Origin of the sequence: Spongiactinospora gelatinilytica (genome assembly GCF_003236385.1) — a bacterium.
Lineage (GTDB): Bacteria > Actinomycetota > Actinomycetes > Streptosporangiales > Streptosporangiaceae > Spongiactinospora > Spongiactinospora gelatinilytica.
Genome location: NZ_POUA01000088.1, coordinates 1 through 21,919, shown reverse-complemented (window position 1 = coordinate 21,919; position 21,919 = coordinate 1). Strand labels below are relative to the sequence as shown.

Annotated in this window: 26 protein-coding genes; 12 read left to right on the top strand and 14 right to left on the bottom strand. The window is 72.5% G+C overall.

Features of this window, described 5'->3' with window-relative positions:
* Positions 1-208: 208 nt before the first annotated feature.
* A complete protein-coding gene (locus tag C1I98_RS13710; RefSeq protein ID WP_199536922.1) occupies positions 209-610 on the bottom strand; it encodes a winged helix-turn-helix domain-containing protein in 402 nt (133 codons plus the stop codon).
* Positions 611-710: 100 nt separating this feature from the next.
* Positions 711-1,031, bottom strand: a complete 321-nt coding sequence (locus C1I98_RS40470; RefSeq protein WP_158558023.1) for an acyl-CoA dehydrogenase family protein — start codon at positions 1,029-1,031, stop codon at positions 711-713.
* Here C1I98_RS40470 and C1I98_RS13705 point away from each other — a divergent pair.
* Together C1I98_RS13705 and C1I98_RS13700 are read left to right on the top strand one after the other, a co-directional pair.
* Positions 1,005-1,484, top strand: coding sequence for a TetR/AcrR family transcriptional regulator (locus C1I98_RS13705; RefSeq protein WP_146607422.1), 480 nt, complete (start codon positions 1,005-1,007; stop codon positions 1,482-1,484). The genes C1I98_RS40470 and C1I98_RS13705 overlap by 27 nt on opposite strands.
* A gap of 85 nt (positions 1,485-1,569) precedes the next feature.
* The gene (locus tag C1I98_RS13700; RefSeq protein ID WP_233507849.1) at positions 1,570-2,544 is read left to right on the top strand and encodes an alpha/beta hydrolase; all 975 of its coding nucleotides are present in this window, start codon (positions 1,570-1,572) and stop codon (positions 2,542-2,544) included.
* Between the two features lie 346 nt (positions 2,545-2,890).
* Here the strand turns inward: C1I98_RS13700 and C1I98_RS13695 are convergent, their stop codons facing one another.
* Both C1I98_RS13695 and C1I98_RS13690 read right to left on the bottom strand, forming a co-directional pair.
* Entirely contained in the window at positions 2,891-3,124 is a 234-nt protein-coding gene (locus C1I98_RS13695; protein ID WP_111167550.1) for a hypothetical protein, read from the bottom strand.
* A gap of 247 nt (positions 3,125-3,371) precedes the next feature.
* Entirely contained in the window at positions 3,372-3,671 is a 300-nt protein-coding gene (locus C1I98_RS13690) for a hypothetical protein (RefSeq protein WP_146607421.1), read from the bottom strand.
* Between the two features lie 293 nt (positions 3,672-3,964).
* Between C1I98_RS13690 and C1I98_RS13685 the strand changes: the two genes are divergently transcribed.
* Both C1I98_RS13685 and C1I98_RS13680 read left to right on the top strand, forming a co-directional pair.
* Complete coding sequence (locus tag C1I98_RS13685) at positions 3,965-5,212, top strand: helix-turn-helix domain-containing protein (protein ID WP_111167548.1); 1,248 nt, start codon at positions 3,965-3,967, stop codon at positions 5,210-5,212.
* Between the two features lie 19 nt (positions 5,213-5,231).
* Positions 5,232-5,708 carry a hypothetical protein gene (locus C1I98_RS13680; protein WP_111167547.1) on the top strand — a complete coding sequence of 159 codons (477 nt, stop codon included), beginning with the start codon at positions 5,232-5,234 and terminating at the stop codon, positions 5,706-5,708.
* A gap of 69 nt (positions 5,709-5,777) precedes the next feature.
* On the opposite strand, the gene C1I98_RS13675 is transcribed toward C1I98_RS13680, so the two are convergent.
* Together C1I98_RS13675 and C1I98_RS13670 are read right to left on the bottom strand one after the other, a co-directional pair.
* Entirely contained in the window at positions 5,778-6,008 is a 231-nt protein-coding gene (locus C1I98_RS13675; RefSeq protein WP_111167546.1) for a hypothetical protein, read from the bottom strand.
* A gap of 46 nt (positions 6,009-6,054) precedes the next feature.
* Positions 6,055-6,684: a peptidoglycan recognition protein family protein gene (locus tag C1I98_RS13670; protein WP_158558022.1), complete on the bottom strand. Its 630-nt coding sequence runs from the start codon at positions 6,682-6,684 to the stop codon at positions 6,055-6,057.
* A 401-nt stretch (positions 6,685-7,085) separates the two neighbouring features.
* Here C1I98_RS13670 and C1I98_RS13665 point away from each other — a divergent pair, with 401 nt between their 5' ends.
* From C1I98_RS13665 to C1I98_RS13655, 3 genes are all read left to right on the top strand, one after another.
* Positions 7,086-8,186 carry a sensor histidine kinase gene (locus C1I98_RS13665; protein ID WP_158558021.1) on the top strand — a complete coding sequence of 367 codons (1,101 nt, stop codon included), beginning with the start codon at positions 7,086-7,088 and terminating at the stop codon, positions 8,184-8,186.
* The gene (locus C1I98_RS13660) at positions 8,183-8,860 is read left to right on the top strand and encodes a response regulator transcription factor (RefSeq protein WP_111167543.1); all 678 of its coding nucleotides are present in this window, start codon (positions 8,183-8,185) and stop codon (positions 8,858-8,860) included. The genes C1I98_RS13665 and C1I98_RS13660 overlap by 4 nt, the downstream gene beginning before the upstream one ends.
* A 139-nt stretch (positions 8,861-8,999) precedes the next feature.
* A complete protein-coding gene (locus C1I98_RS13655; protein WP_111167542.1) occupies positions 9,000-10,478 on the top strand; it encodes an ArnT family glycosyltransferase in 1,479 nt (492 codons plus the stop codon).
* A 4-nt stretch (positions 10,479-10,482) separates the two neighbouring features.
* Here the strand turns inward: C1I98_RS13655 and C1I98_RS13650 are convergent, their stop codons facing one another.
* The 5 genes from C1I98_RS13650 to C1I98_RS13630 are packed head-to-tail and all read right to left on the bottom strand — an operon-like array spanning position 10,483 to position 14,498.
* On the bottom strand, positions 10,483-10,923 hold the full coding sequence (locus C1I98_RS13650) for a DUF7737 domain-containing protein (RefSeq protein WP_111167541.1): 441 nt from the start codon (positions 10,921-10,923) through the stop codon (positions 10,483-10,485).
* On the bottom strand, positions 10,850-12,304 hold the full coding sequence (locus tag C1I98_RS13645) for a hypothetical protein (protein WP_111167540.1): 1,455 nt from the start codon (positions 12,302-12,304) through the stop codon (positions 10,850-10,852). The genes C1I98_RS13650 and C1I98_RS13645 overlap by 74 nt, the downstream gene beginning before the upstream one ends.
* A gap of 33 nt (positions 12,305-12,337) precedes the next feature.
* Positions 12,338-13,045, bottom strand: coding sequence for an ABC transporter permease (locus C1I98_RS13640; RefSeq protein ID WP_111167539.1), 708 nt, complete (start codon positions 13,043-13,045; stop codon positions 12,338-12,340).
* Positions 13,042-13,776 carry an ABC transporter permease gene (locus C1I98_RS13635; RefSeq protein ID WP_111167538.1) on the bottom strand — a complete coding sequence of 245 codons (735 nt, stop codon included), beginning with the start codon at positions 13,774-13,776 and terminating at the stop codon, positions 13,042-13,044. Before C1I98_RS13635 ends, C1I98_RS13640 begins: the two co-directional genes overlap by 4 nt.
* Entirely contained in the window at positions 13,773-14,498 is a 726-nt protein-coding gene (locus C1I98_RS13630) for an ABC transporter ATP-binding protein (RefSeq protein WP_111167537.1), read from the bottom strand. The genes C1I98_RS13635 and C1I98_RS13630 overlap by 4 nt, the downstream gene beginning before the upstream one ends.
* A 134-nt stretch (positions 14,499-14,632) precedes the next feature.
* Between C1I98_RS13630 and C1I98_RS13625 the strand changes: the two genes are divergently transcribed.
* From C1I98_RS13625 to C1I98_RS13615, 3 genes are all read left to right on the top strand, one after another.
* Positions 14,633-15,484: a sensor histidine kinase gene (locus C1I98_RS13625; RefSeq protein WP_199536921.1), complete on the top strand. Its 852-nt coding sequence runs from the start codon at positions 14,633-14,635 to the stop codon at positions 15,482-15,484.
* Positions 15,481-16,146, top strand: coding sequence for a response regulator (locus C1I98_RS13620; protein ID WP_111167535.1), 666 nt, complete (start codon positions 15,481-15,483; stop codon positions 16,144-16,146). Before C1I98_RS13625 ends, C1I98_RS13620 begins: the two co-directional genes overlap by 4 nt.
* Positions 16,147-16,293: 147 nt before the next feature.
* The gene (locus C1I98_RS13615; protein WP_111167534.1) at positions 16,294-16,977 is read left to right on the top strand and encodes a TetR/AcrR family transcriptional regulator; all 684 of its coding nucleotides are present in this window, start codon (positions 16,294-16,296) and stop codon (positions 16,975-16,977) included.
* 39 nt (positions 16,978-17,016) lie between these two features.
* On the opposite strand, the gene C1I98_RS13610 is transcribed toward C1I98_RS13615, so the two are convergent.
* Together C1I98_RS13610 and C1I98_RS13605 are read right to left on the bottom strand one after the other, a co-directional pair.
* Positions 17,017-18,732, bottom strand: coding sequence for an ABC transporter ATP-binding protein (locus tag C1I98_RS13610; RefSeq protein ID WP_111167533.1), 1,716 nt, complete (start codon positions 18,730-18,732; stop codon positions 17,017-17,019).
* Positions 18,729-20,555, bottom strand: coding sequence for an ABC transporter ATP-binding protein (locus C1I98_RS13605; protein ID WP_111167532.1), 1,827 nt, complete (start codon positions 20,553-20,555; stop codon positions 18,729-18,731). Before C1I98_RS13605 ends, C1I98_RS13610 begins: the two co-directional genes overlap by 4 nt.
* Positions 20,556-20,876: 321 nt before the next feature.
* Here C1I98_RS13605 and C1I98_RS13600 point away from each other — a divergent pair, with 321 nt between their 5' ends.
* On the top strand, positions 20,877-21,305 hold the full coding sequence (locus C1I98_RS13600) for an alpha/beta fold hydrolase (protein WP_111167531.1): 429 nt from the start codon (positions 20,877-20,879) through the stop codon (positions 21,303-21,305).
* A gap of 118 nt (positions 21,306-21,423) precedes the next feature.
* Here C1I98_RS13600 and C1I98_RS13595 read toward each other — a convergent pair whose 3' ends face one another.
* Positions 21,424-21,612 (bottom strand): hypothetical protein, encoded by a 189-nt coding sequence (locus C1I98_RS13595; RefSeq protein ID WP_146607420.1) that lies wholly within the window; start codon positions 21,610-21,612, stop codon positions 21,424-21,426.
* On the opposite strand from C1I98_RS13595, the gene C1I98_RS13590 reads away from it, so the two are divergent.
* The coding region (locus C1I98_RS13590; RefSeq protein ID WP_497844737.1) for an SbtR family transcriptional regulator at positions 21,611-21,919 on the top strand (309 nt) is incomplete at its 3' end. The genes C1I98_RS13595 and C1I98_RS13590 overlap by 2 nt on opposite strands.

Here is a 21,919-nt window from a genome sequence, read left to right as displayed (position 1 = left end):
ATAAGAGACAGCACAGGAACACCCCCGCCCCGATGCCCAGCGCGGTGGCCATCCCACCACGCCTGCCGAGCAGCGCGGACTGACGGACCACGATGGTGAAATCCAGCCCGGGATTCATCGCCCCGAGCAACACGATTCCCGTAAAGGCAGCGATCTGCACTGATGACGGCATAACCATTCTCCTTTCCGGCGTTTCCGGAGGCGCAGCCTAGCTACTCTTCGTCGGCGTCCCTGGTGCGGGCCCCACCGGTTCGGGGACCTTGGTGTAGGCGAGGCCGATCCGGTAACCGACCCCGCGGACGGTGACGATCCAGGTGGGGGAGCCGAGTTTGGCCCGCAGGCTGCTGACATGGGTGTCGATGGTACGGCTGGTCTGCGCCCAGTTGTCGCCCCAGATCTTGGCCATCAGCTCCTTGCGGGAGACGACCGTCTCGGGATTGGCGGCCAGCGTGTAGAGCAGCTCGAACTCCTTGGACGTCACAGCGACCACCTGGTCGCGCAGGCGGACCTCGCGCGCCTTGCCGTCGATCCGCAGGGTGCACAGCGCGATCACCTGCGGGCTCGACCCGAGGCCGTTGGCCCGGCGCATCACCGCCTCGATCCTGGCCATAGTTCCCGCTCACCACACGACTGGACCACGCAGTCATCGGCCCCCGACTTGAGGGCGAGCACTCGAGTACTGCGTCGGTCATGGTGGTGTACCCCCGCGTTCAGCCGAGTCCGAGTAGGGAAGCCGCGATCACCGGGCGGAGGACTTCGGTACCGCCGCCGGTCTCGGCGAAGAACAGCGCGTCGCGGTGGGCCCGTTCGATCAGGTGGTCGCCGGTGAAGGCGAGCGGGCCGGAGAGCCGGGCCATGCCCTCGGTGACCGCCAGGGCCGCCTCCGCGGCGAAGAGCCGGGCGATGGCCGCGTCCTGGTGGGAGGGCCTGCCGTCGGTGTCGAAGCGGCGGGCGGCCCAGTACAGCAGCCCCGCGGCCAGCAGGCGGTGGCGGCCTGGATCGGGATGACCAAGGGCGCCCTGTACGCGCACTTCCGCTCCAAGCAGGGCCTGGCCGGGGTGCTGATCGACCAGTTCCTGACGAGTTGGGCCGACACCTACACCCGCAACCGCCGCTCCGGAGTCTCCGCCGAGGTGGCCCTGCACCGCAGCGTGATGGCCCTGGCCCGGGGCCTGCAATGCGACATCCGCACGCGGGCGGCCATCCGCCTGCTCACCGACGGACCGGCGGCGTCCGCGGACCTCACCGCGATCCACATCCCGCTGCTGACGCTGATCCGCCAGGCGCAGTCCGAGGGGGCCATCGTGGCGAACTATCCGGCCGAGGTGGTCACCCGTCTGCTGCTGGCCTTCGTGTGGTACTTCTCCCGCGCCCCCAGGGAACCGGCCGGCCGTGCGAACCACGACGCCGAGCACGCCTGCGACATCCTGCTCGACCTGCTGCGACCCGACCGGTGCGCCGCACCGGCCCGACCGTGCGGGTGAGAAGGGCTGTACGAACCGGCCCGCGACGACTAGCGTCTACGTTCGTAGAATTTCGCTGTCGTGCGGCGCGGCGCAGGGGAGGCCCATGATGAACTACGTTCCGGTTCCCTATGACCCCGAGCTGGAAGAGGGGCTGGCGGCCTTCTTAGCGGCGGTGGAGGCCGTGCCGCTGCGGGCGGACACGATCCAGCGCAACCGGGAGATCTTCGCCTCGTTGATCCCGTCGATGGCACACATCGTGGGCGACCGCCCGGTGGAGTGGTGGGACGTGGAGGTGCCCGGTCCCGAGGGCGCGCCCGACGTGACCGTCACCGTCGTACGTCCCAAGGGCGGCCCGCGGCCCGGCGCGGCGGGCATCTACGAGATCCACGGCGGCGGCATGCTGGTCGGCACCCGGTTCTTCGGCATCGAGGGCCTGATCTCGGCGGCGGTCGAGCACGGCACGGTGGGCGTGACCGTGGAGTACCGGCTCGCCCCCGAACACCCTTCGCCCGCGCAGGCCGAGGACTGCTACGCCGGGTACCTCTGGACGGCCGGGCACGCCGAGGAGCTGGGCTTCGACCCCGAAAGGCTGTTGATCTCCGGCTTCAGCGCGGGCGGCGGGCTGACCGCGGCGGTCGCCCTCATGGCCCGCGACCGCGGCGGCCCGGCGGCGGCCGGGCTCTACATGGGCGCCCCCATGATCGACGACCGGAACACCACCGTCTCCAGCCACCAGTACGACGGCATCGGCGCCTGGGACCGCAACAACAACGACACCGCCTGGACCGCCATCCTCGGCCCGCGCCGCGGCACCGCCGACGTACTCCCGCACGAGGCCCCCGCCCGCGCCACCGACCTGTCCGGCCTGCCCCCTGCCTACATCGAGGTGGGCGCGGCCGAGGTCTTCCGCGACGAGGCCGTCGATTTCGCCACCCGCATCTGGTCCACCGGCGGCCAGGCCGAACTCCACGTCTGGGCGGGCGGCTACCACGGCTTCGCGGGCACATCGGCCGCCCGTGTCTCCCAGGCCGCCCTCACCACCAAACACTCCTGGCTCCAACGCATCCTCCACCTCTGACCCAACACCGATGCAGACGGCCCAGGTGGCCAAGCACTCCCTACTCCAGCGCATCGCGCCCAAGCGCACCGACCGGCTGTCGGCGCGCGGCTACCAGAAGTGGGTGGCCGGGTGCGCCTGACACCTGCTGGCACCCCCTGCAAGATCAACAACAGATACAGCTCGTATCCCACGCGCAGCCGTACGCGCGAGCGCCCCGCCCGGGATCTCCTCCCTTCTAGCGGTCGTCGCAACACCCCAGCTTGGGGAGTGCGATGGAGTTCGAGATCCGCGAGATCCGGTCCCCTCAGGGGCGGCGAGCGGGTGTCCCTCTATGGGTGGACGTCGGCCCGGCCGCCCCCGGTCTTTAGGCCGCGCCCATCCGGGCGAGGATGCCGAGCTGCACGTTCAGGGCGGCCACCATCTCGTGCGGCCCGGGGCGGGCGAACTGGGTCAGTACTCCGGCTGCCTTCTGCTCCGCAGTGGGCGGGGTGTGCTTGGTGGCCCACCACCACCCTCGCTCCACCACGATGTGCCACCCGGGGTAGGTGGTCGCGATGGCGGTGAGTTGGGCCTGCTGCTGGGGGGTCAGATCGTCCACTGCACGCCCCTAAGGAGAGGGCGCGGGCGGGCGCTCAACCACGACCCGCCCGCGCGGCGCAAGGAGCTACCAACCCCTTGCGCGGGACGGTACGGCCCAGGGGCGATCGGGCGCGGCCGTACCGTGGACTGGATGGCGCGGGCAGCGTGAACACCACCTGAAAGCCGCCCGCGCCTGGCGGGCCCGCGCCGGCCCGCCGTACGGCACGACAGCGCGCTAAGCTCCCTCGCCGCGCCACCGTGCCCGCTCACAGGGTGTCCTCCCACGCGTCCCCGATGACGGAGACGGTCACGCCGTCCGCCCGGTGCGCGGTGATGAGGGTCGAGCCGTACCAGTAGTCGTAGATCGTGCCGCGCGGCGCGGGAGTGAGGCGCGCGTACCGGACCCGGCCGCGCCCGTGCTGGAAGGCTGCGAGGGCGTCGAGCATGTCCTTCTCGGCGACGACCTCATCCTTGGTCACGCCGCTCTTGCCGTCGCGGCCGGCCTCGACCTCCCATACGAGGAACAAGCCGTCGTCTTGGGGCACGTTGGGTTTATCATCACTCATCGGGTCGCAGCTCCTTCTGCGATCAAGGACCCGTCCGGGCGTCGCTAGCGCCGGGCGGGTCCGCCATTTGTGTCGTTTGTCAGGTACGCCTTAGATGTAATCGGCGTGGCCCATGGTGACCTCCCGCACGGAAAAGCACGCTTAGCGGCGGGCAAATGCGAGTGAGCGGGGATCACGAGCCCTGAGCATGACCCGCCGAGGCCCTACACCAGAACCGGACAATCCCATCAGGGCTGGGATTATGCGAGATAGGACTCGTGCGGGGAGGGCACTAGCCGCCGTACCCTAACCTCATGGCATCCCCAGAGCACCCACTCCCGGCGAGTTTCTGGGATCAACCGGCCGTGGCTGAGGCGCTGGCCACATGCAATATCGGCAAGCTGCTGACCGAGGTGCAAGCCATGCGCCGATGGAGCCAGCAACAGTTAGCCGAGGCAGTCGGATACAGCCAAACCTGGGTATCACGCGTTCAAAGGGGCCGGGCTCTCACCGTGGACCAGGTTCGCGACATATGCCGTCGACTCGGAGTGCCCCTCCACCGTCTTCGGCTCGGCCCCCGAGAAGGTGAGGACACGAACCGCAGGGAACTTGGGAAGGCGACCGCCGCTGCGGCGCTGGCAGTCTTCCCAGCACCGTACAAACCACGTCGCGTGAATGCGGACGACACTACAACCTCGACGCTCACCGCCGTGACCGGCCTCCAACGCCGCCTTGATGCCACCACCCCCGCCCGGGATCTCGCGCCCGGCGTGATCGCACATCTAGGCGTCGCCCGTGCTGAGCTCGCCAGATCGGCCACCAGCCCACTGCGCGGTCAACTGCTGAGCGTGATCGCCGAGGCCGCCGGGTTCGCTGCCTGGCTGCACGCCGACATGGCCGACGCTGGCAGTGCCCGCACCTACTACAGGGTTGGGATAGATGCCGCCCGCCGGAGTGGGCACGGTCTTCTCACGGGCTACCTAGTCGGCAGTCTCGCCCAGTTCGAGGCCGACGGCGACCCCCGCCTCGCGCTCCTGCTGCTGGGGCGCGCCCGAGCGGCGATGGGCGATCAGGCACCTGCGTCTGCCCGCGCCTGGCTCGCCTGCCTGACCGCGCTCGCGCACGCCACCGCCCACGACGGCCGCGCCTGTCGCCTTGCGCTCGCCGAAGCCGAGCGCGCGGTCAGCCGAACGTCCACGCCCCCGTGGCCGTTTATTTTCCCCTTCACCGAGGCTAAGGTCGCTGGTTTTCGGGCCTTGTGCGCGGTGCGGCTCGGGCAGCCTGCCACAGCGCTCGCCGCTTTCGCTGAGTCGTTAAACGCAATCCAGCCAGCCGAGAAGCAGCGGGCGATTTTGGTTTTGGAGATTGCCGCCATCCGCCGAATGGAGGGCGAACTCGATGAGGCATTTTCGCTCGCCGGCACCGCACTCTCGACTGGGGTGTTGTACGACAGCGAGCGTGTGATCCAGGCCGCCCAGCGCTTCCGCTCCTCTTATAGCGGGCCTGTCCTGCCCAGCGTCGCCGCGTTCGATGAGCGGCTACTGGCCGCCAGGATCGGTTGAGCCGGGGGACAATCTTTTCATGACGTTGCGCATTGCCATCACCGGGCATCGGGGGTTGCCGACCGCCGTCGAGCAGCAGATCGACCGAGAACTCCGCGATGCGTTGGGCGGCCTCGGCGAACAGGTGGTCGGCCTGTCGTGCATCGCCGACGGGGCCGACTCCCTGTTCGCCCGTGCCGTCCTCGACACTGGCGGGGAACTTGAGGTCGTCGTGCCTGCGGCCGAATACCGGGAGGGTCTACCTGCCGAGCACTGGCCCCTCTACGATTCCCTGTACGCCGCTGCGGCGCGAGTGCATGAGATGGCGTTCGTCGAATCCACTGGCGCATCTCATCAGGCCGCGTCGGAGCGGATGCTGGAGATGGCCGAAGAAGTGTGGGCGGTGTGGGACGGACTGCCCGCCCGCGGTTACGGCGGCACCGCCGACGTGGTCGCCGCCGCGAGGGAACGGGGAATGCCGGTTCGGGTGTTCTGGCCAGATGGCGCGACCCGCTAGGGACGAAACAACAAAAGCCCCGCCCTTCCCGCGGTGTATCGCGGGAAGGGCGGGGGTGACGGTGTCGGTCTATAGGCCGTGCAGGTCCCGCCCGGCGTGCCCGCCCGGGTGGTAGCCCGCAGTCCGGGCACCGGCGCCCTTGTTGGGCACGGCCCACACTCCGATCGCGGTGAGCAGGGCAATGCCGAGGTTCACCCACTCGTTCGGGGTGATGAGCTGGTCGTCAATGACGGCCTCGCCCGCGACCACGATTGCGCCGACCACGGCCAGGACGCTCTTCCAGTACTTGCCGATCTTCACAGGTAGCCTCCAAGGGCTCAGACCGCCTGGGCGGCCAAACAGGGGGTTACTCGGTGACGTCCAGTCGGACGGTTACACGCTCGATCTCGGCGCGAATCCGCGCCACGAGGGCATCGACGTCCACGGCCTCGTCGCGCTGCGCCAGCGCGTCGGCCAGGGCCTTGATGGTCGCGTTCTGCGCGTCCACCTGAGCGGAGATCTTCCGCAGCCAGTTCCCGTGGTTGACCAGGATGTTCCCGGCCTGCCACTCGGGGTTCTCCTTGCTGCCGTACGGCACGGCCAGCTCGTGCTGCCACAGCTCCTTGGCGCTCACGTCGTCGTCCCCTCCCTTGATGAGCCGCGCGGCCACCGCGCGGAAGTCGTCCATGTCGATGTGGTGTGGGTCGGGCTCTTGCGAGTTGACTTCCTTGTGGCCCTTCACCCGGGACGCGGGCAGGTCGAACTCGCGGCACAGTTCAGCGCACAGCTTGCGGTAGGCGTCGAGCTGGTCAGGCGGCCATGGCTGCGAGCCGTTGTTCTCGGCCTCGATGCCGATGCTCGCGCTGTTGGTGTGCTGGGCAGAGGTGGAGGGCGCGTTGTGCCAGCACCGCCCGGCGGCGATCACATAGATGCGCCCGGACCGGCCGAGACCGAAGTGCGACAGCGGCCCGGCGAGCCCGGCCCGGCCCGAGCACACCAGGGCCTTAAAGAGACGCCTCCGGCGGCGGCCATGCTCCGGGATGGGGAGGAGCCGACACACACTCAGGTCGTCGATGGTAATAGGGGATCTGCCCATCTCTCGTGCGACGACCCATTGAGTGCGTGGTAGAACCCGCCGGAGTATCAGTGGGGAACAGCGGGAAAGCGGCGAACGAGGCCGGGCCACGGCGTCGGGCGGAGCCCGACATGAGAAAAGGGCGGCTGAGCGAAGCGAAGGCGATTGCGCGCGGAGCGCGGTGCGCGGAGCTTCCCCGCCGGACAGTCGCTGGCGGACAGGTACTCCGGGCCCCGGCCCGCCCTTTGGCTCTGACCGTGGGTGGAGGGCGGGTATCCCTTCAGGGAGATGTGCGGGGGGCCGGGCGTTTCTACGATGGGCGGGTGGTGGTGTCTCCCCGCCGGCTGGTGCCGGTCGGCCTTGGGTCGCTGGTGTTGTTGGTCGGGTTGTCGTGGGCGCAGACGATCATGCGTGGCGATGACCCTGTCTGGCCACTGGTCGGCGGGACCGCCCTGGTCGGGCTCTGTGCCGTCATGGTCCGCGCGGGGAACGGGCGTGCCGCCGAGGTGGCCGGGCTGCTGGCCCCGGTGGCCTTCGCCGCGCTGACCGGGCTCGCCGTCAACAGCGTCGGCTGGTTCGTCCTGGTGCTCTACCTCGGGTTCGTCGCGCTCGCCCTGCGCCTTTGGGCGGGCGTGGTGGTCTGGCTGGCCGCGCTGGGCGTGGTGGCCCTGGCCGCGTACGCCTCGCCCGACCCCGGGTGGCCGAACTGGCTGGCCGCCGCGAGCCTCGTCTTCTGGAGCGGCTGGGCCATGCGCTACCGCATCGAGGTGGGCGAGCGGCTGCACCGGGCCGAGAGCGCCGCCACCGCCGCCGCGGCCCTGACCGAGCGGCAGCGGCTGGCCGCCGACGTCCACGACATCGTGGCGCACACCCTCGCGGTGACGGTGCTGCACCTGGGCGGCGTACGGCTGGCGCTCGAACACGACCCCAAGGCCGCCGCGGCCGGGATCGCCGAGGCCGAACGCCTGGCCCGGCAGAGCATGACCGAGCTGCGCAAGGTGGTCCGCGTCCTGGCCGAGGAGTCCCCCGACGCCACCGTGGCCGCCCCGCAGCCCACCGCGCCGGAGCTGCCCGGCCTGTTCGCCGAATACCGGGCGGCCGGCCTGGACCTGGACGCGAGCGTCGAGGGCGCGCTGCCCGCGGTGAGCGCGACCACCGGGATGGTGCTCTACCGGCTGGTCCAGGAGGCGCTGGCCAACGCGACCCGGCACGCGCCGCGCTGCCCCGTCGAGGTACGGGTGCGTGTGTCGGAGCAGGGCGCGGTACAGGCGACGGTCACCAACCCGCTGCCCGGCCGCCCGCCCCGGCACAATGGCGGCATGGGACTTCGCGCGATGGCCGACCGGGTGCGCATGATCGGCGGCCAGGTCACCGCCGGGCCGGAGGGCGGCCGGTGGGCCGTGCGGACGGACCTCCCGGCATGATCTCGGTCGTGCTGGTCGATGACCAGGAGCTGGCCAGGGCCGGGCTGCGCACGATCCTGCGCGAGCCGTACGGCTTCGAGGTGGCCGGCGAGGCCGCCGACGGGCACGCGGCACTGGCCGAGGTCGCCCGCGCCCGGCCCGACGCCGTGGTCATGGACATCCGCATGCCACGGATGGACGGGGTGGAGGCCACCCGTGCCCTGCTGGCCGCCGACCCGGATGCGCGGGTGCTGGTGCTGACCACCTTCGGCGAGGACGCCGTGCTCGCCGCCGCGCTGCGGGCCGGCGCGTCCGGCTTCTGCCTGAAGGACGCCCCGGCCGAGGACATCCAGCGCGCGGTCCGCGCGGTCGCGGCGGGCGACGGCTGGCTGGACCCGGCGGTCTGCGGGCGGGTGCTGCGGCGCTACCGCACCGATCCGGCGACCGACCCGGCCGCGGTCCGGCGGCTCGGCGAGCTGACCGCCCGCGAGCTGGACGTCCTCAAGGGCATCGGCCGCGGCCTCACCAACGCCGAGATCGCCCGCCACCTGGTGGTCGGCGAGGGCACGGTCAAGACCCACGTCGGCCGCATCTTCACCAAACTGGGCGTGCGCGACCGGGCCGGGGCGGTGGTCTTCGCGTTCGACCACGGCGTCGTACACCCAGGAGAACCACCCGCCATACCCGCGGACTGACCCCCACATTCGGCCGTGGCCTGAGCGTTCGGCCACCGGGTCGTACAACCTGGGGAGCCGCCGGCTATGCCCGCGGGCTGACCCCACGTTCTGCTTCCGGGCTGACGACACGGTACGCCCGCTCGGCGACCGTGGGGGCATGCTTCTTCGAGCCCCCCGCCGCAAGCTCGCCGCTCCCCCGCTCCCGGCCCTCGCCTGGCGGACCGTCGGTCCCATCGCGGGCGTCGTCGTGGTCGCCCTGCTCGCGCTCAGCCCGTGGTACGGCTACCACCGCGACGAACTGTACTTCCGGCTGCTCGGCCAGTCCCCCGCCTGGGGATACTTCGACCAGCCGCCGCTGACCCCGTTGCTGGCCCGGCTGTCCACCGGGCTGTTCGGGGACACCATCATCGGGCTGCGAGTGCTGCCCGCCTTGTGCGCAGGGGCGCTGGTACTGCTCGGCGCTGCGATCACCCGCGAGCTGGGCGGCCGGGCGGGCGCGCAGACGCTCGCCGCCGCCGGGCTCGGCACCGGGATGTTCCCCCTGATCGCCGGGCACACCCTGCTCACCCAGTCGGCCGACTTCGTGTTCTGGACGGCGTGCGTGCTGTTCGCGCTGCGCGCCCTGCTGCGCGGCGACGGCCGCTGGTGGGTGGCGGCGGGGGCCGTCGCGGGAGCGGCCACGTTCAACAAGCACCTGATCGTCCTGCTGATCACGGGCCTGGCCACCGGCCTGCTCATCACGGCCGGGCTGGCGGTGAAGGGGCCGCGTGTGGTGTTCGCCGACCGGTGGTTCTGGTCGGGGGTGGCACTGGCCGCGCTGATCGCCTCGCCGAACCTGGTCTACCAGGCCACCAACGGCTGGCCCCAGCTCACCATGGCCGCCGCGCTCAGCGAGCCGATGAACCGGATCATGTTCGTGCCGATGCTGGTGTCGCTGCTCAGCATGGGCGCGTTCGCCATCGCCGTCGCCGGGTGGCTCTGGCTGCGCCGCAGGCCGCAGACCCGGGCACTGGCCATCGCGACCCTGGTGACGATCCTGCTCGGCTTCGTGTCGGGCGGGCGGGCGGACTACGTGGCGGGCAGCCTGATCTTCGCCTACGCGGCCGGCTGCGTGCCCGTCGCCGCGTGGGCCGCCGGCCGGGCCGCCCGGCGGCGCACGGTGTGGGGCGGGCTGCTCGGCGGCTCGCTCATCGGCATCGCCATGGCGCTGCCGCTGATGCCGCTGCCGGTCCTCAGCGGCTCGCCCAACGAGGTGGCCCGGGAGTCGGTGGGCTGGCCGCGGTTCGCCGACCAGGTCGCCGAGGTGTACCGGACGCTGCCGCCGGGGACGGTCGTGATCACCGCGAACTACGGCGAGGCCGGCGCGCTGAACAGGTTCGCCCCGGGTGTCCCGGTCTACAGCGGCCACAACGAGCTGTGGTTCCAGGGGCCGCCGCCGCAGGCCACGCGGACGGTGGTCTTCGTGGGCCTGCCGCCCGAGCGGCTGCGCGAGCGCTTCGCGGGCTGTTCGCCGGCCGGGGTCATCGACCACGGCACCGGAGTCGCCAACGAGGAGCAGGGGCAGCCGATCACGGTCTGCTCGGACCCGCACACCCCGTGGGCGACCGCCTGGCCGGACTTCCGGCACGTGGACTGAACGCTCACCCCCTGATCTGGTGGGTGATGGAGGGGTCGGTGATGGCGGTGTCGTCGGCCAGCAGGAACGCCTTGCTGAGGATGAGCGCCAGCCGGCCGTCCTCCTCGAACGGCAGGAACAGCCGGGTGCCGGGTTCGCGCCCGGTGACGATGCACAGGTAGGCGTCGTTGGGCTCCATTAGGACATTGGCCGAACCGAGGTGGATCTTGTACGTGCGCAGGTCACCGCGTACCACCAGGAAGCGGTCGGTCATCGTGCAGCGCTCGGCGATGGCGGTGCGCCCGATCAGCCGGGCCAGCGCGTCCCTGCGCACCTCGGCGGACGGCGGCAGCGCCCCGAACGCCCCGGACCGCCAGGTGTCGCGCAGCGCGTCAGGCCCCGCCTCGGCGAACCGGGGATCGACCGCGATCGAGGCCACCGCCACGAACAGATCGACATCGCGCATGGCCTCGCTGAACACCAGCGGCGGCACCTCCGTCGACGACACCGGCCGCCACCCGTCCTCGGTGCGCCGCTCGAAGTGGACCAGGCCGGTGACCGCGTGGTCCTCGTCGTGGAGGCCGTGGGAGAGGGCCACTCGCCAGCCTCCGCCCGCCATCACCCGCCGGGCGTGCCCGTCGGTCTCCCAGTGCCCCTGGAACTCGGCCGCCCAGCCCCGCTCCTTGAACAGCGCGCGCAGGGTGCGGTAGCGCAGGACGTGCCCGTCGAACGGCCAGCCGCCGGTAGGGCGGATCGGTCTCCCCGCCGATCCCGGCCTCCAGCGCCCTGTCCAGGGTGGCCTGCTGCTGCCTGGTCTGCCTGACCAGCTCGCGCAGCCGCTTGACCTCGTCGGGATGCTCACGTCTGACCGCCGCGGGCACGGACCGCAGCCGCTTGTCGCCCTGCCACCACGACAGCTCGACCTCGCCATCGGTGGAGATCACCGCCGTGTGGTCGCCGACGGCCTGCCGTACCCGCCCGTCGGGCACCCGGAACGCCACCTCCAGCCGGTTGGCCAGCGCGGCCTCGATCCGCTTGAGGCTGCGATCGAGCCGATTCGGCACCCCGCCGTGCCGGGTGATCCGGCCGGCCGCGCGCAGCGCGGAGATCACCTCGGGCGTGGGGTGCGCCTCCGCCACGCGGGCGATCTCGAACAGCAGCCGCTGCGAGGGCAGGGTCCTGGCCTGGGTGGGGGCCACCGCGATCCCGCGCACCAGCGGATCGAGCAGGCCGGGCAGCCGGTCGTCGTCGCGGAACAGCGCCAGCCGTACCGCCCGGCCCAGGACGCTCGTCTCCGCGCGGTCGAACGCCTCCTCCGCCAGGTAGGGGATCTCGCCCGCCTGGAGGGCCTCGACACGGGCCACCGCGCTCTCCAGGGCCGTGCGGGCGAAGGCGGGATAGCCGGGCAGGCCGGCGAGCCATTCGGCCACGCCGGACGGGTGGCCGTCCGGCCGGGGCACGACGAACAGCGCCCGGCGCTCGACGTCCCAGCCGAGCAGCAGGTCGATCTCGGCGAGCGCGATCGGCCCGTAGCGTTCGGCCAGCATGGCGCGCACCTCGGTGTCCATGCCCGCCAGCCCCGCCGCCACCAGCACGCAGAAGCGCCCGTGCGGTGGCTCGCGGTCCGCAGGCAGCAGGAACCCGATCAGCTCGCGGGCCGGCTCCACCACCCGCTGCCGCATCCGCTCGTCGATCTCGAAACGCGGCGGCCACGAGTCGGCGTCGCCGCCGCCGACCGGCGTGCCCAGCCCGACGGTCAACTGCGAGACGTCGGGCCAGTACGAGGCGTCGTCGGCGGTGCCGGTGATCAGGGCGAGCAGCCGCCGGGCGAGGGGGGAGAACTCCATACCGGGCATCCAACCAGCGATCACCGACAGAACTCAGGCGTCCCGGCGATGGTGCCCGGCCAGGGCGACGGCGATGAGGGCGGCGGTCCAGGCGGTGAGCACCAGCGCGCCCTGCGCCGGGGTCAGCGCGCCGCCCGCCGGGAACCACATGGCCGCTCCGGCCGTGTCCGGCAGGTACTTCGCCAGGTCGAGATTGTCGCGCAGCAGCGGTCCGGCCACGAAGAAGTACCCCAGCAGGACGGCGACCGCCACGAGGGTCCGCCGGGCCAGGGCTCCGGCGGCCACGCCGATCAACGTGGTGAGCAGGAGATACCCGGTCACGCCCAGGATGGGACCGAAGGTCGCGGGCGTGTCGCCGAGCACGAGGGCGGTGAGCGCGACCCCGCAGAACGCCGTGAGCGCGGCGGCGGGCAGCGCGACGATCGCCGTCGCCAGGTGCTTGGCGGCGAGCTGGCGGGCACGGTGCGGCATCGCGGCCAGCGTGGTGCGGATCTGCCCGCCGATGTATTCGGAACAGGCGGCGAGCACCCCCAGCACCACGAACCCGGCCTGGGCGTAGCCGATCGAGGCCAGCCCGACGTCCACCACGTCCCGCGTGGCGGCCGTGCCCCGCAGCGCGGCCTGCGCGAACGCCACCGCGAGGAGCAGGTTCGCGGCCAGGGTCCCCGCGATGGTGAGCCAGGTCGCCGGCAGCGAGAGGAGCTTGGACAGTTCCGCCGCGAGGGCGCGGGCCGCCGTCACGCGTCCCTCCGGGTGAACACCACGGTGGCGACCACCAGCAGCGCGGCCACCCAGGCGGCCATCACCAGCCCGGCGGTCAGCGGGGCGATCTCGACGTCGTTGTCCGGGAGGCGACGGATGAACATGCGGACGCCCGCCATGTCCGGCAGGTAGTTCGCCAGTAGGGTGATCTTGGTGAGCAGGTAGGTGACGCTGACGACCGAGGTGTTCACGATGAACAGGGCGAGGGGGACGACCCCGTGCCGGGTGAGCACCGTCACCCCGAAGGCGAGCAGCGCGGTGAGCGCCCAGTAGCAGACCACGCCGGCCAGGCGCGGGACGTCGCCCGCCCCCAGCGGCGGGGTCTGCGCCCCCGCCTGGACGACGCCCATGGTGGCCGCCGCCGCGACGACCGCGAGCAGCGCGCCGCCGATCGCGACCGCGCCCATCTTGGCGAGCAGGAACCGCGTCCGGGAGGGGACGGCCGTCAGGCTGGTGGTGATCTGCCGCCCGCCGCCGGATTCCGCGCTCTCGGTGACGTACTCGCTGCTGATGGCGACGACGCCGAGCACGATCGCCCCCAGCACGCCGAACGCCAGCTCCTGGTAGCCGATGTCCTCCCCGCCCGGCACCGGCCCGCCACGGGCGGTCATCGCCGCGACCGCGCTCGGCACCAGTACCCCGGTCGCCGCGGCGACCCATGCCGCGGGCAGCGAGGCGAGCTTGGCCAGCTCGGCCGCGAGCGCCCTCATCGGGCCCCGCCGCCGGTGAGCCGGGAACCGCCGCCGGTGAGGGCGAAGAACGCGTCCTCAAGGGTGCGGTGCGCGCCGGTGACCTCGCCGAGCGTGCCGTCGGCGACGATCCGGCCCGCGTCGATGACCACGACATCGTCCACCGTCTCGGCGAGTTCGCCCATCAGGTGGCTGGACAGCAGTACGGTACGGCCGGTCGCCGCGCGCTCGCGCAGCAAGGTCCTGATCCACCGGATGCCCTCCGGGTCCAGCCCGTTCACCGGCTCGTCCAGGATCAGCACCGCCGGATCCCCGAGCAGCGCCGTCGCCATCGCCAGCCGCCGCCCCATGCCCAGCGAGTACGTGCCGACGCGCTTGGCCGCGGCGTGCGTGAGGCCGACGAGTTCCAATACCTCATCGACGCGGGCCCGGGGCAGTCCGGCGGAGCGGGCGACCCAGCGCAGGTGCGCCCGGCCGGTGCGCGCCCGGTGCGCGCCGGAGCCGTCCAGCACCGCCCCGACCGTGCCGAGCGGGTCGCGCAGCCGGGCGTACGGCACACCGTCGATGAGCGCCGTGCCGGCGGTCGCCCGGTCCAGGCCGAGCAGGACGCGCAGCGTGGAACTCTTGCCCGCGCCGTTCGGGCCGAGGAACCCGGTCACCCGCCCGGGGCGGGCCGAAAAGCCGATGCCGCTCAGGATCTCTCTGCCGCCGCGCCGCTTGACGAGGCCGTCGATGGTCACCATGCGCCCAAGCGAACCGGGTACGCGACCTCCCGCGCATCGGGCCGCGGGCGGTACCTGGGCCGCGCGGCTCAGACCCAGGTCCCTCGGACCCAGGGCCGATGCGCCGCCGGAAGGCGGTCCTTAGAATCGCACGGGTGGGGGGCGACCAGGCGGTTCCGAGACGCAGGCGGCCGGTCTGGCCGACGGCCGTCGCCGTCCACCTCGTGCTGTTGTTCGCGCTGCTCGCGGTCGGCCGGGACAGCGGCGCGGCGATCGTCGTCCCGATGGTCGTGGTGGCGCTGGCGGTGCTGACCACCGCGTTGGCGGTGCTGCGGGCGCGCCGGCAGCGGATCGCGTACGAGGCGCGGCTGACCGCCTGGGCCGGGGAGCGCGCGGCGCAGGCCGAACGGCTGCGCATCGCCCGCGAACTGCACGACATCGTGTCCCACGGCCTCGGTCTGATCACCGTCCGGGCGAGCACGGCCCGCCACCTCGGCGGCGCGGACGACCGGGCCGCCGCGCTGTCGGACGTCGAGCGGATCAGCAGGCAGACCACGATGGAGCTGCGCCGGATGCTCAACGTGCTGCGCGAGCCCGCCGAGCCCGCGGTGCCACTGCGGCCCGCCGAGACCCTGGACGACCTGCCCGCCGTCATCGAGGACGCCGAGCGCGCGGGCCCGGCCGTCACGCTCCGGCTCGACGACGTGGCCGACGTCAGCCCCGGCGCGCAGCTCGCGATCTGCTTCGTGGTGCGCGAGGCCCTCACCAACACCGCCAGGCACGCCGGGCCCACCGGCGCGAGCGTGTACGTCCGCCGCGACGGCGACTGGATCGTCACCAGCGTCCACGACGACGGCCCCGTGCCCGGGTGGACCCCGCACCCGGGGGCCGGTCACGGGATCGCCGGGCTGCGCGAACGTCTCACCGCGCTGGGCGGGACCTTCCATGCCGAGCAGGCGGGCAACGGGTTCCACGTCACCGCCCGCGTCCCCGAGGCCCGGCCATGACAGGCGGTATCCGCGTCCTCGTCGCCGACGACCAGCCGTTGCTGCGGCACAGCCTGGCGGCGGTCATCGACGCCGACGACGGCATGAGCGTGGTCGGCGAGGCGGGCACCGGGGAGGAGGCCGTCCGGCTCTGCGCCGAGCGGCGTCCCGACGTGGTGCTGATGGACATCCGGATGCCGGACACCGACGGCATCACCGCCACCCGCCGCATCACGGCGGACGCGGGCGCCGGATCGGTGAAGGTCATCGTGCTGACGATGTTCGAGCTGGACGAGTACGTCCGCACCGCCCTCCAGGCGGGCGCGAGCGGCTTCCTGCTCAAGGACTCCCACCCCGCCCAGTTGCTCGACGCGATCCGCCGGGTCCACCGGGGCGAGTCGCTGTTCGCGCCGAGCGTCCTGACCCGTCTCATCGAGGCGTACCTCGCCCGGCCCACCGGCGAGCGGCCGGGCGGCCTGGCCGCGCTCACCGAGCGGGAGACCGAAGTCCTGGCCCTGGTCGGGCGCGGCCTGTCCAACGACGAGATCGCGGCGAGCCTGACCATCTCGATCAAGACCGTGAAGACGCACGTCGGCAACCTGCTGAGCAAACTCCGGGCGCGCGACCGCGTCCACCTCGTCATCGCCGCCTACGAGAACGACCTCGTCCGCCCGGCCCGCTGAACCGTCCCGGCGCATTTCTCGATCCCATTCACCGTCGTTTCCGGCGCATTTCATTCCACTGTGGAAGCGTTAATCCGGCTTTTGCTAAGCTCGGGTTTTCGGGACTTGGTGATTTTCCCGGCAATCGATGGTCGTGGAGGAAAAGAGATGCCCGCAGCGGGGCCCAAGGCGAAGGGCGCCGGCCGGCCGCCGCGCCTGTCCCTGGAGGCGATCATCGCCGCGGCGGAGCGCGTCCTGCGGTCCGAGGGCCCGGAGAAGCTGTCGATGCGCCGGCTGGCGAGCGAGCTGGGCAGCGCGCCTATGGCGCTGTACTACCACGTGCGCGACAAGGACGAGTTGCTGCTGCTCCTGATGGAGGCGCAGGCCCGGCGCATTCCGCGCCCGGAGTTCCCCGACGACCCGCGCGACCGGCTGGTGGCGGTGGCGACCACGCTGTACGAACTCCTCGCCGAGCGGGTGTGGATCGTCGAGGTGCTGACCGGCGACGACTTCACCGCCCCCTCGGCGCTGTGGTTCGTCGACGAGATGATCGGCGCGGCCATCGACAACGGCCACACCCCCGAGCAGGCCGTCTACATCTATCGCACGATCTGGTTCTACATCGTCGGCGACCTGATCATCCGCGTGAACGGCGAACGCCGCCGCGCCCGGACCGCCGGATCGACCCCGGAGAACAATGTCATCGCCGGGGTGGAGAGCGGCACCCACCCGCACCTGGCCAGGGTCGCCGCCCGCTGGTCCGAACTGAACGCCCGCGACACCCACCGCCAGGCCCTCACCGCCATCATCGACGGCCTCCTCCACTCCACCGACGCCCCCGGAGGCCGGTGACCCGCACATCGCCGGAGCCGGGGGCAGGCGGCCGAAGGCTCACTGCCGTGTGGCCGGGGCCAGGGAGGCGTTCCAGAAGTCGGCGTACCGGCCGCCGCGGCGGAGGAGTTCGGCGTGGTCGCCCTCCTCGACGATCCGGCCGCCCTCAAGGAAGGCGATGTGGTCGGCGCGCTGCACGGTTCGCAGCCGGTGCGCCACCATCACCACCGTACGGCCCGCCATCAGGCGTTCGATGCCCTGGTGGACGGCCGCCTCGTTGATCGGGTCCAGGGCCGAGGTCACCTCGTCCAGCAGGACGATCGGCGCGTCCTTCAGCAGCGCCCGCGCGATGGAGACCCGCTGGCGCTCGCCGCCGGACAGCAGCGCGCCGCCCTCGCCGACGTCGGCGTGCCAGCCGCCGGGCAGCCGCTCGACGACCTCGTCCAGCCGGGCCGCGGTCGCCGCCGCGCGTACCTCGGCGTCGGTGGCGCCGGGACGGCCGAGGCGCACGTTCTCCTCGATCGTGCCCGCGAAGAGGTAGACATCCTGGAAGACGACGGCGATCCGGGACATCAGCGCCTCCGTGCCGATCGCGCGGACGTCCGTGCCGCCGACGCGTACCGCGCCCTCGTCCACGTCGTAGAACCGCGCGACCAGTTGGAGCAGGGTGCTCTTGCCCGCCCCGGACGGCCCGACGACGGCGACCCGCCGCCCCTCCGGGACCGACAGCGACAGGCCGGACAGGACCGTGCGGTCGCCGTGCCGGAAGGTCACGGCGTCGAACTCCAGCCCGTGCCCCCGCGGCTCGCGCGGTTCGGCGGGCTGCGGCAGCGGCTCGGTGCGCAGCACCGCGTCCAGCCGGTCGATCTCGGCGCGGGCGCCGCGCAGCTTGCCGCCGATGTCGGCCAGCGAAAGCAGCGGGTCGGCGCAGCGGGCCGCCAGGACCAGGATGGCCAGCACCTCGGCGGCGCCGATGCCCCCGCCCAGGGCGAGGTAGGCGCCGAGGACCAGCAGCGCGGTGAACATCGCCTGCACCGTGAGGGTCAGGCCGATCGCGCCGGGCAGCGCGGCCAGCGCGGTACGCCGGGAGGCCCGCTGGACCTGCCGCAGCGCGTCGTCGAGCAGGCCGAAGCGCTCGGCGGTGCGGCCCCCGGCCCGCAGGATCGGCTGGGCCTGGAGGTACTCGATCACGCGGGCGCCCGCCTGGTGGTCGCGCTCGTGCCGTTCGGCGTCGGTGGCGGCCATCGCGCGCGCGGTGCAGGCGCTGGTCAGGGCCACGACGGGGGCGGCGGCCAGCGCGGCCAGCCCCATCCGCCAGTCGAACGCGAGCATCACCGCGACGATGGTCAGTGGCGTGACCAGGGCGGCGATGAAGGGGGCGAGCAGGTGCGCGGCCACGCCCATGGCCTGGAGCAGGCCGCGCCCGGCCATCACGGACACCTCGCCGACGCGGGCGGCGTCGTACCAGCCGATGGGCAGCCTGGCCAGGTGGTCGCCGAGGCGGTGGTACATGCCGCGCAGCATCGTGGTGCCGACGCGCATGCCGGACAGGTCGCTGAAGTAGCGCAGCACGGCGTAGGCCGCCACCGCGGCCCCGAAGGCGACCAGCCAGGGCCGGGCGTCGGCGGGGCTACCGCCGAACAGCGCCCGCAGCACCGGCACCAGCAGGGCATAGAGCAACCCTTCGACGATCGCGGTGGCGGTCATCAGGGCGATGGTGCGCCGCATCGGCCGGGCATACTCCCGGCCCACCACACGCAACAGAATCCGGATCACCGGGGCTTACCTCCTGGTGGTGCGCTGTCCGGATCGCCGATGGCCGACCGGTGGGACCGCCAGAAGGCGGCGAAGCTTCCGTCCCTGGCGAGCAGTTCGGCCGGGGGACCCTGATCGGTGATGACGCCGTCGTCGAGCAGCACGACGGTGTCGGCGTCGGCGACCGTCTCCAGGCGGTGGGCGATGACCAGGATCGTACGGTCGCCCGCGGGCGCGGCCAGGGCGCGGCGGATCGCGTGCTCGGTCTGCGGGTCGGCGAAGGACGTCGCCTCGTCCAGGACCAGTACGGGCGTGTCGGCCAGCAGCGCGCGGGCCAGGGCGATCCGCTGCGCCTCGCCGCCGGACAGCGCGGCCTCCTCGCCGATCACCGTGTCGTAGCCGCGCGGCAGGGCGAGGATGCGGTCATGGACACCCGCCTGGCGCGCGGCGCGGACGACGTCCTCGGGGGCGGCGTCCGGTACGGCCAGCGCGATGTTGTCGGTGACCGACGCGCGCAGCAGCCGGACGTCCTGGAAGACGAAGGAGACCATCCGGTACAGCTCCCGGGTGGGCAGGTCGCGCAGGTCCACCCCGCCGATGCGGACCGAGCCGCCCGTCGGGTCGAAGAACCGTGGCAGCAGCCGTACCAGGGTGGACTTGCCACTCCCCGACGGGCCGACGAGCGCGGTGACGGTGCCCGGTTCGAGCGCCAGGTCGATCCCGCGCAGCACCTCGCGGTCGTCGTCGTAGCCGAACCGGACCCCCTGGAACTCCACCCGGTGCCCGTGCGGGACGGCCGGGGCGGTGGGCTCGGGCAGCGGCGGCACCTCGCTCACCTCCTTGATCCGGCCGACGGCGCGGCGGGCGGCCTGGAGGTCGTCGAAGCCGTGCCCGAGCGCGGCCACCGGGGCGGTCAGCCCCAGCCCGAGCAGCAGGAAGGGCAGCAGGTCGGCCGGGGCCAGGCCGCCGCCGGAGATCAGCGCGGTACCGCCGATCAGCACGACCAGCAGCACGAACGGCGGGGACAGCGCGAGCTGCATCCCGGCGGCGACCAGCGACATGCCGCGCACCCAGCGGGAGAAGACGGCCACGAAGTCGTCGGCGGCGGTGCGGAAGGCGCGGTGGGCGCGCTCACCGCCGCCGAACGCCTTGACCACCGCGATCCCCTGCACGAACTCCACGACGGAGTCGGCGATACGGCCCATCGCCGCGTCGAACTCCTCCTGCTCGCGCGCCCGGGCGGGCAGCATCAGCAGCGGGACGTGCGCGATGGCCAGCGCCACCGGGATCAGCGTGATCAGCGTGAGCCGCCAGTCGATGGACAGCAGGTAGACCAGCGAGACCAGCGGGACCACGAACGCGGAGACCAGCTCGCCGGGGGCGTGCGCGATGAACGGGTGGACCGCGCTCACGTCCTGGCCCACCACCTTGGCCAGCTCGCCGGTACGGCGGCGAGACAGCCAGCCGATCGGCACCCGGCCCAGCCGCGCGGCCAGATGCCTGCGGAAGGTGAGCTGGACCTGGCCGTCCACCAGATGCCCGATCCCGGACGACGCGGCGGTGAACGCCAGCCGCACCAGCAGGCCGGCCGCGCCCACGATCACCTCGGCCCAGACCCGGCCGGTGTCGGCCGGGCCGGGCGACAGCAGGACGCGGCCCAGCTCGACCACGGCGAGCAGCGGCAAGAGCCCCGCGATGGCACCGATGACCTGCAAGACCACGACGGCGGCGAAGCTCCGGGCGTGCGGGCGCAGCAGTCTCGCCATGCTCTGCCCCGCCACGGGGCTTTCGTCGGGCGACGGCGTGCGCGGCACCGCCGCCTCCGCGGAGTCGATCGCGCTCATAGCCCTCCCATCTGGGTTTCGTACGCGTACGATTATTACTCTACCTCAGGTGGGACGGCACGACCAGCACTCCCCAGGGCGGCCGGCACCCTTCGTAAAAGGCGGAATTCCGATTATCGGAACGGCCTTTTCCCGGGCTTATCGAAAAGGGCGGCCGATCGTGAGCAAAGTCACTGGGGTTGTCACTCTATTTGCGACTTGGCCGGTAACGCCGGGCAGTACGGTCCTTTTAATAAGGGGGACCGGCCGGGACGCACGCCACTCGGCCGGTCCGCCTTTACCGAAGGAGTCGACCATGTCCACCCCGATACTTACACGCGGATGCCGGAGAGCGACGGCAATCTCGTCCCGGCGGCGCTGCTCGGCGACCCGGGCGCGACCGGCGTGCTGCGGCTCGACGTCCTGTCCGACGACAGGGCCCACCGGGACCTGCTGCGCGAGGCGTTCTGCGCCGATGTCGACCCGGTCACCGCCGAGGCCGCGCTCGGGATGCTGACCCCGGACAGCCCGGTCGGGATCGGCATGGAGACCACCACCCTGACCCGCCGCGGCTGGGGGTCGGTGCCCCGCACCTACATCAAGTGCGCGCGTGACATGGCCGTCCGGCCCGCCCTCCAGGAGAGGTTCATCGCCGAGGCGGACGCCGCCTTCCCCGGCAACCCGACCGCCACGGCCGCGCTCGACGCCTCGCACTCCCCGTTCCTGTCGATGCCCGGCGAGGTCGCCCGCATCGTCGCCGGCATCGGCTGAGCCGGAGACCCCGGCGGCCGATGCGCGTGCCGCTCCCACAGCCTGCGGCACGCGCGGAACGCGCCCCCCGCGCACGAACGTACCTGGCAGGCGATCGTGCGCGGGGCCGCGCCCCGCTTCACCAGGTGATCAGCAGTTTGCCGGTGACGTGCCCGTTCTCCAGGTCGGCGTAGGCCCGTACGGCCTGGTCGCGGGGGGAGCGGCGGGTCACGCCGTCCGGCAGGACGCCCTTCACCGCCAGCGCCGCCACCTCCTCCAGGTCGCCGGGACGCCACGCCGACGCCGGGCGGGCGCTGCTGACGTTCATGGCGGACACCATCGAGTCGCAGGCCGCCGACCGGTCCTTCTGTCAGGCGGTCAGCCTGCGGAAGCGACAGGACGCACGGCTTCGGGCGGCCAGTGACCGGCTGGTGGCGGCGGCCCAGGAGCTGACGGCCCGCGCGGTGGCCGCCGGTGCCGTTCGCGACGACGTCACCGGGCACGACATCGTGCTGCTGACCAATGCCGTGGCACAGGCGACGTCACCACTCGGCGACGCGGCCCCCGGCCTGTGGCGGCGCTACCTCGGCCTGGTCTTCGACGGGCTGCGCCCGCAGGCCGCGCATCCCCTCCCG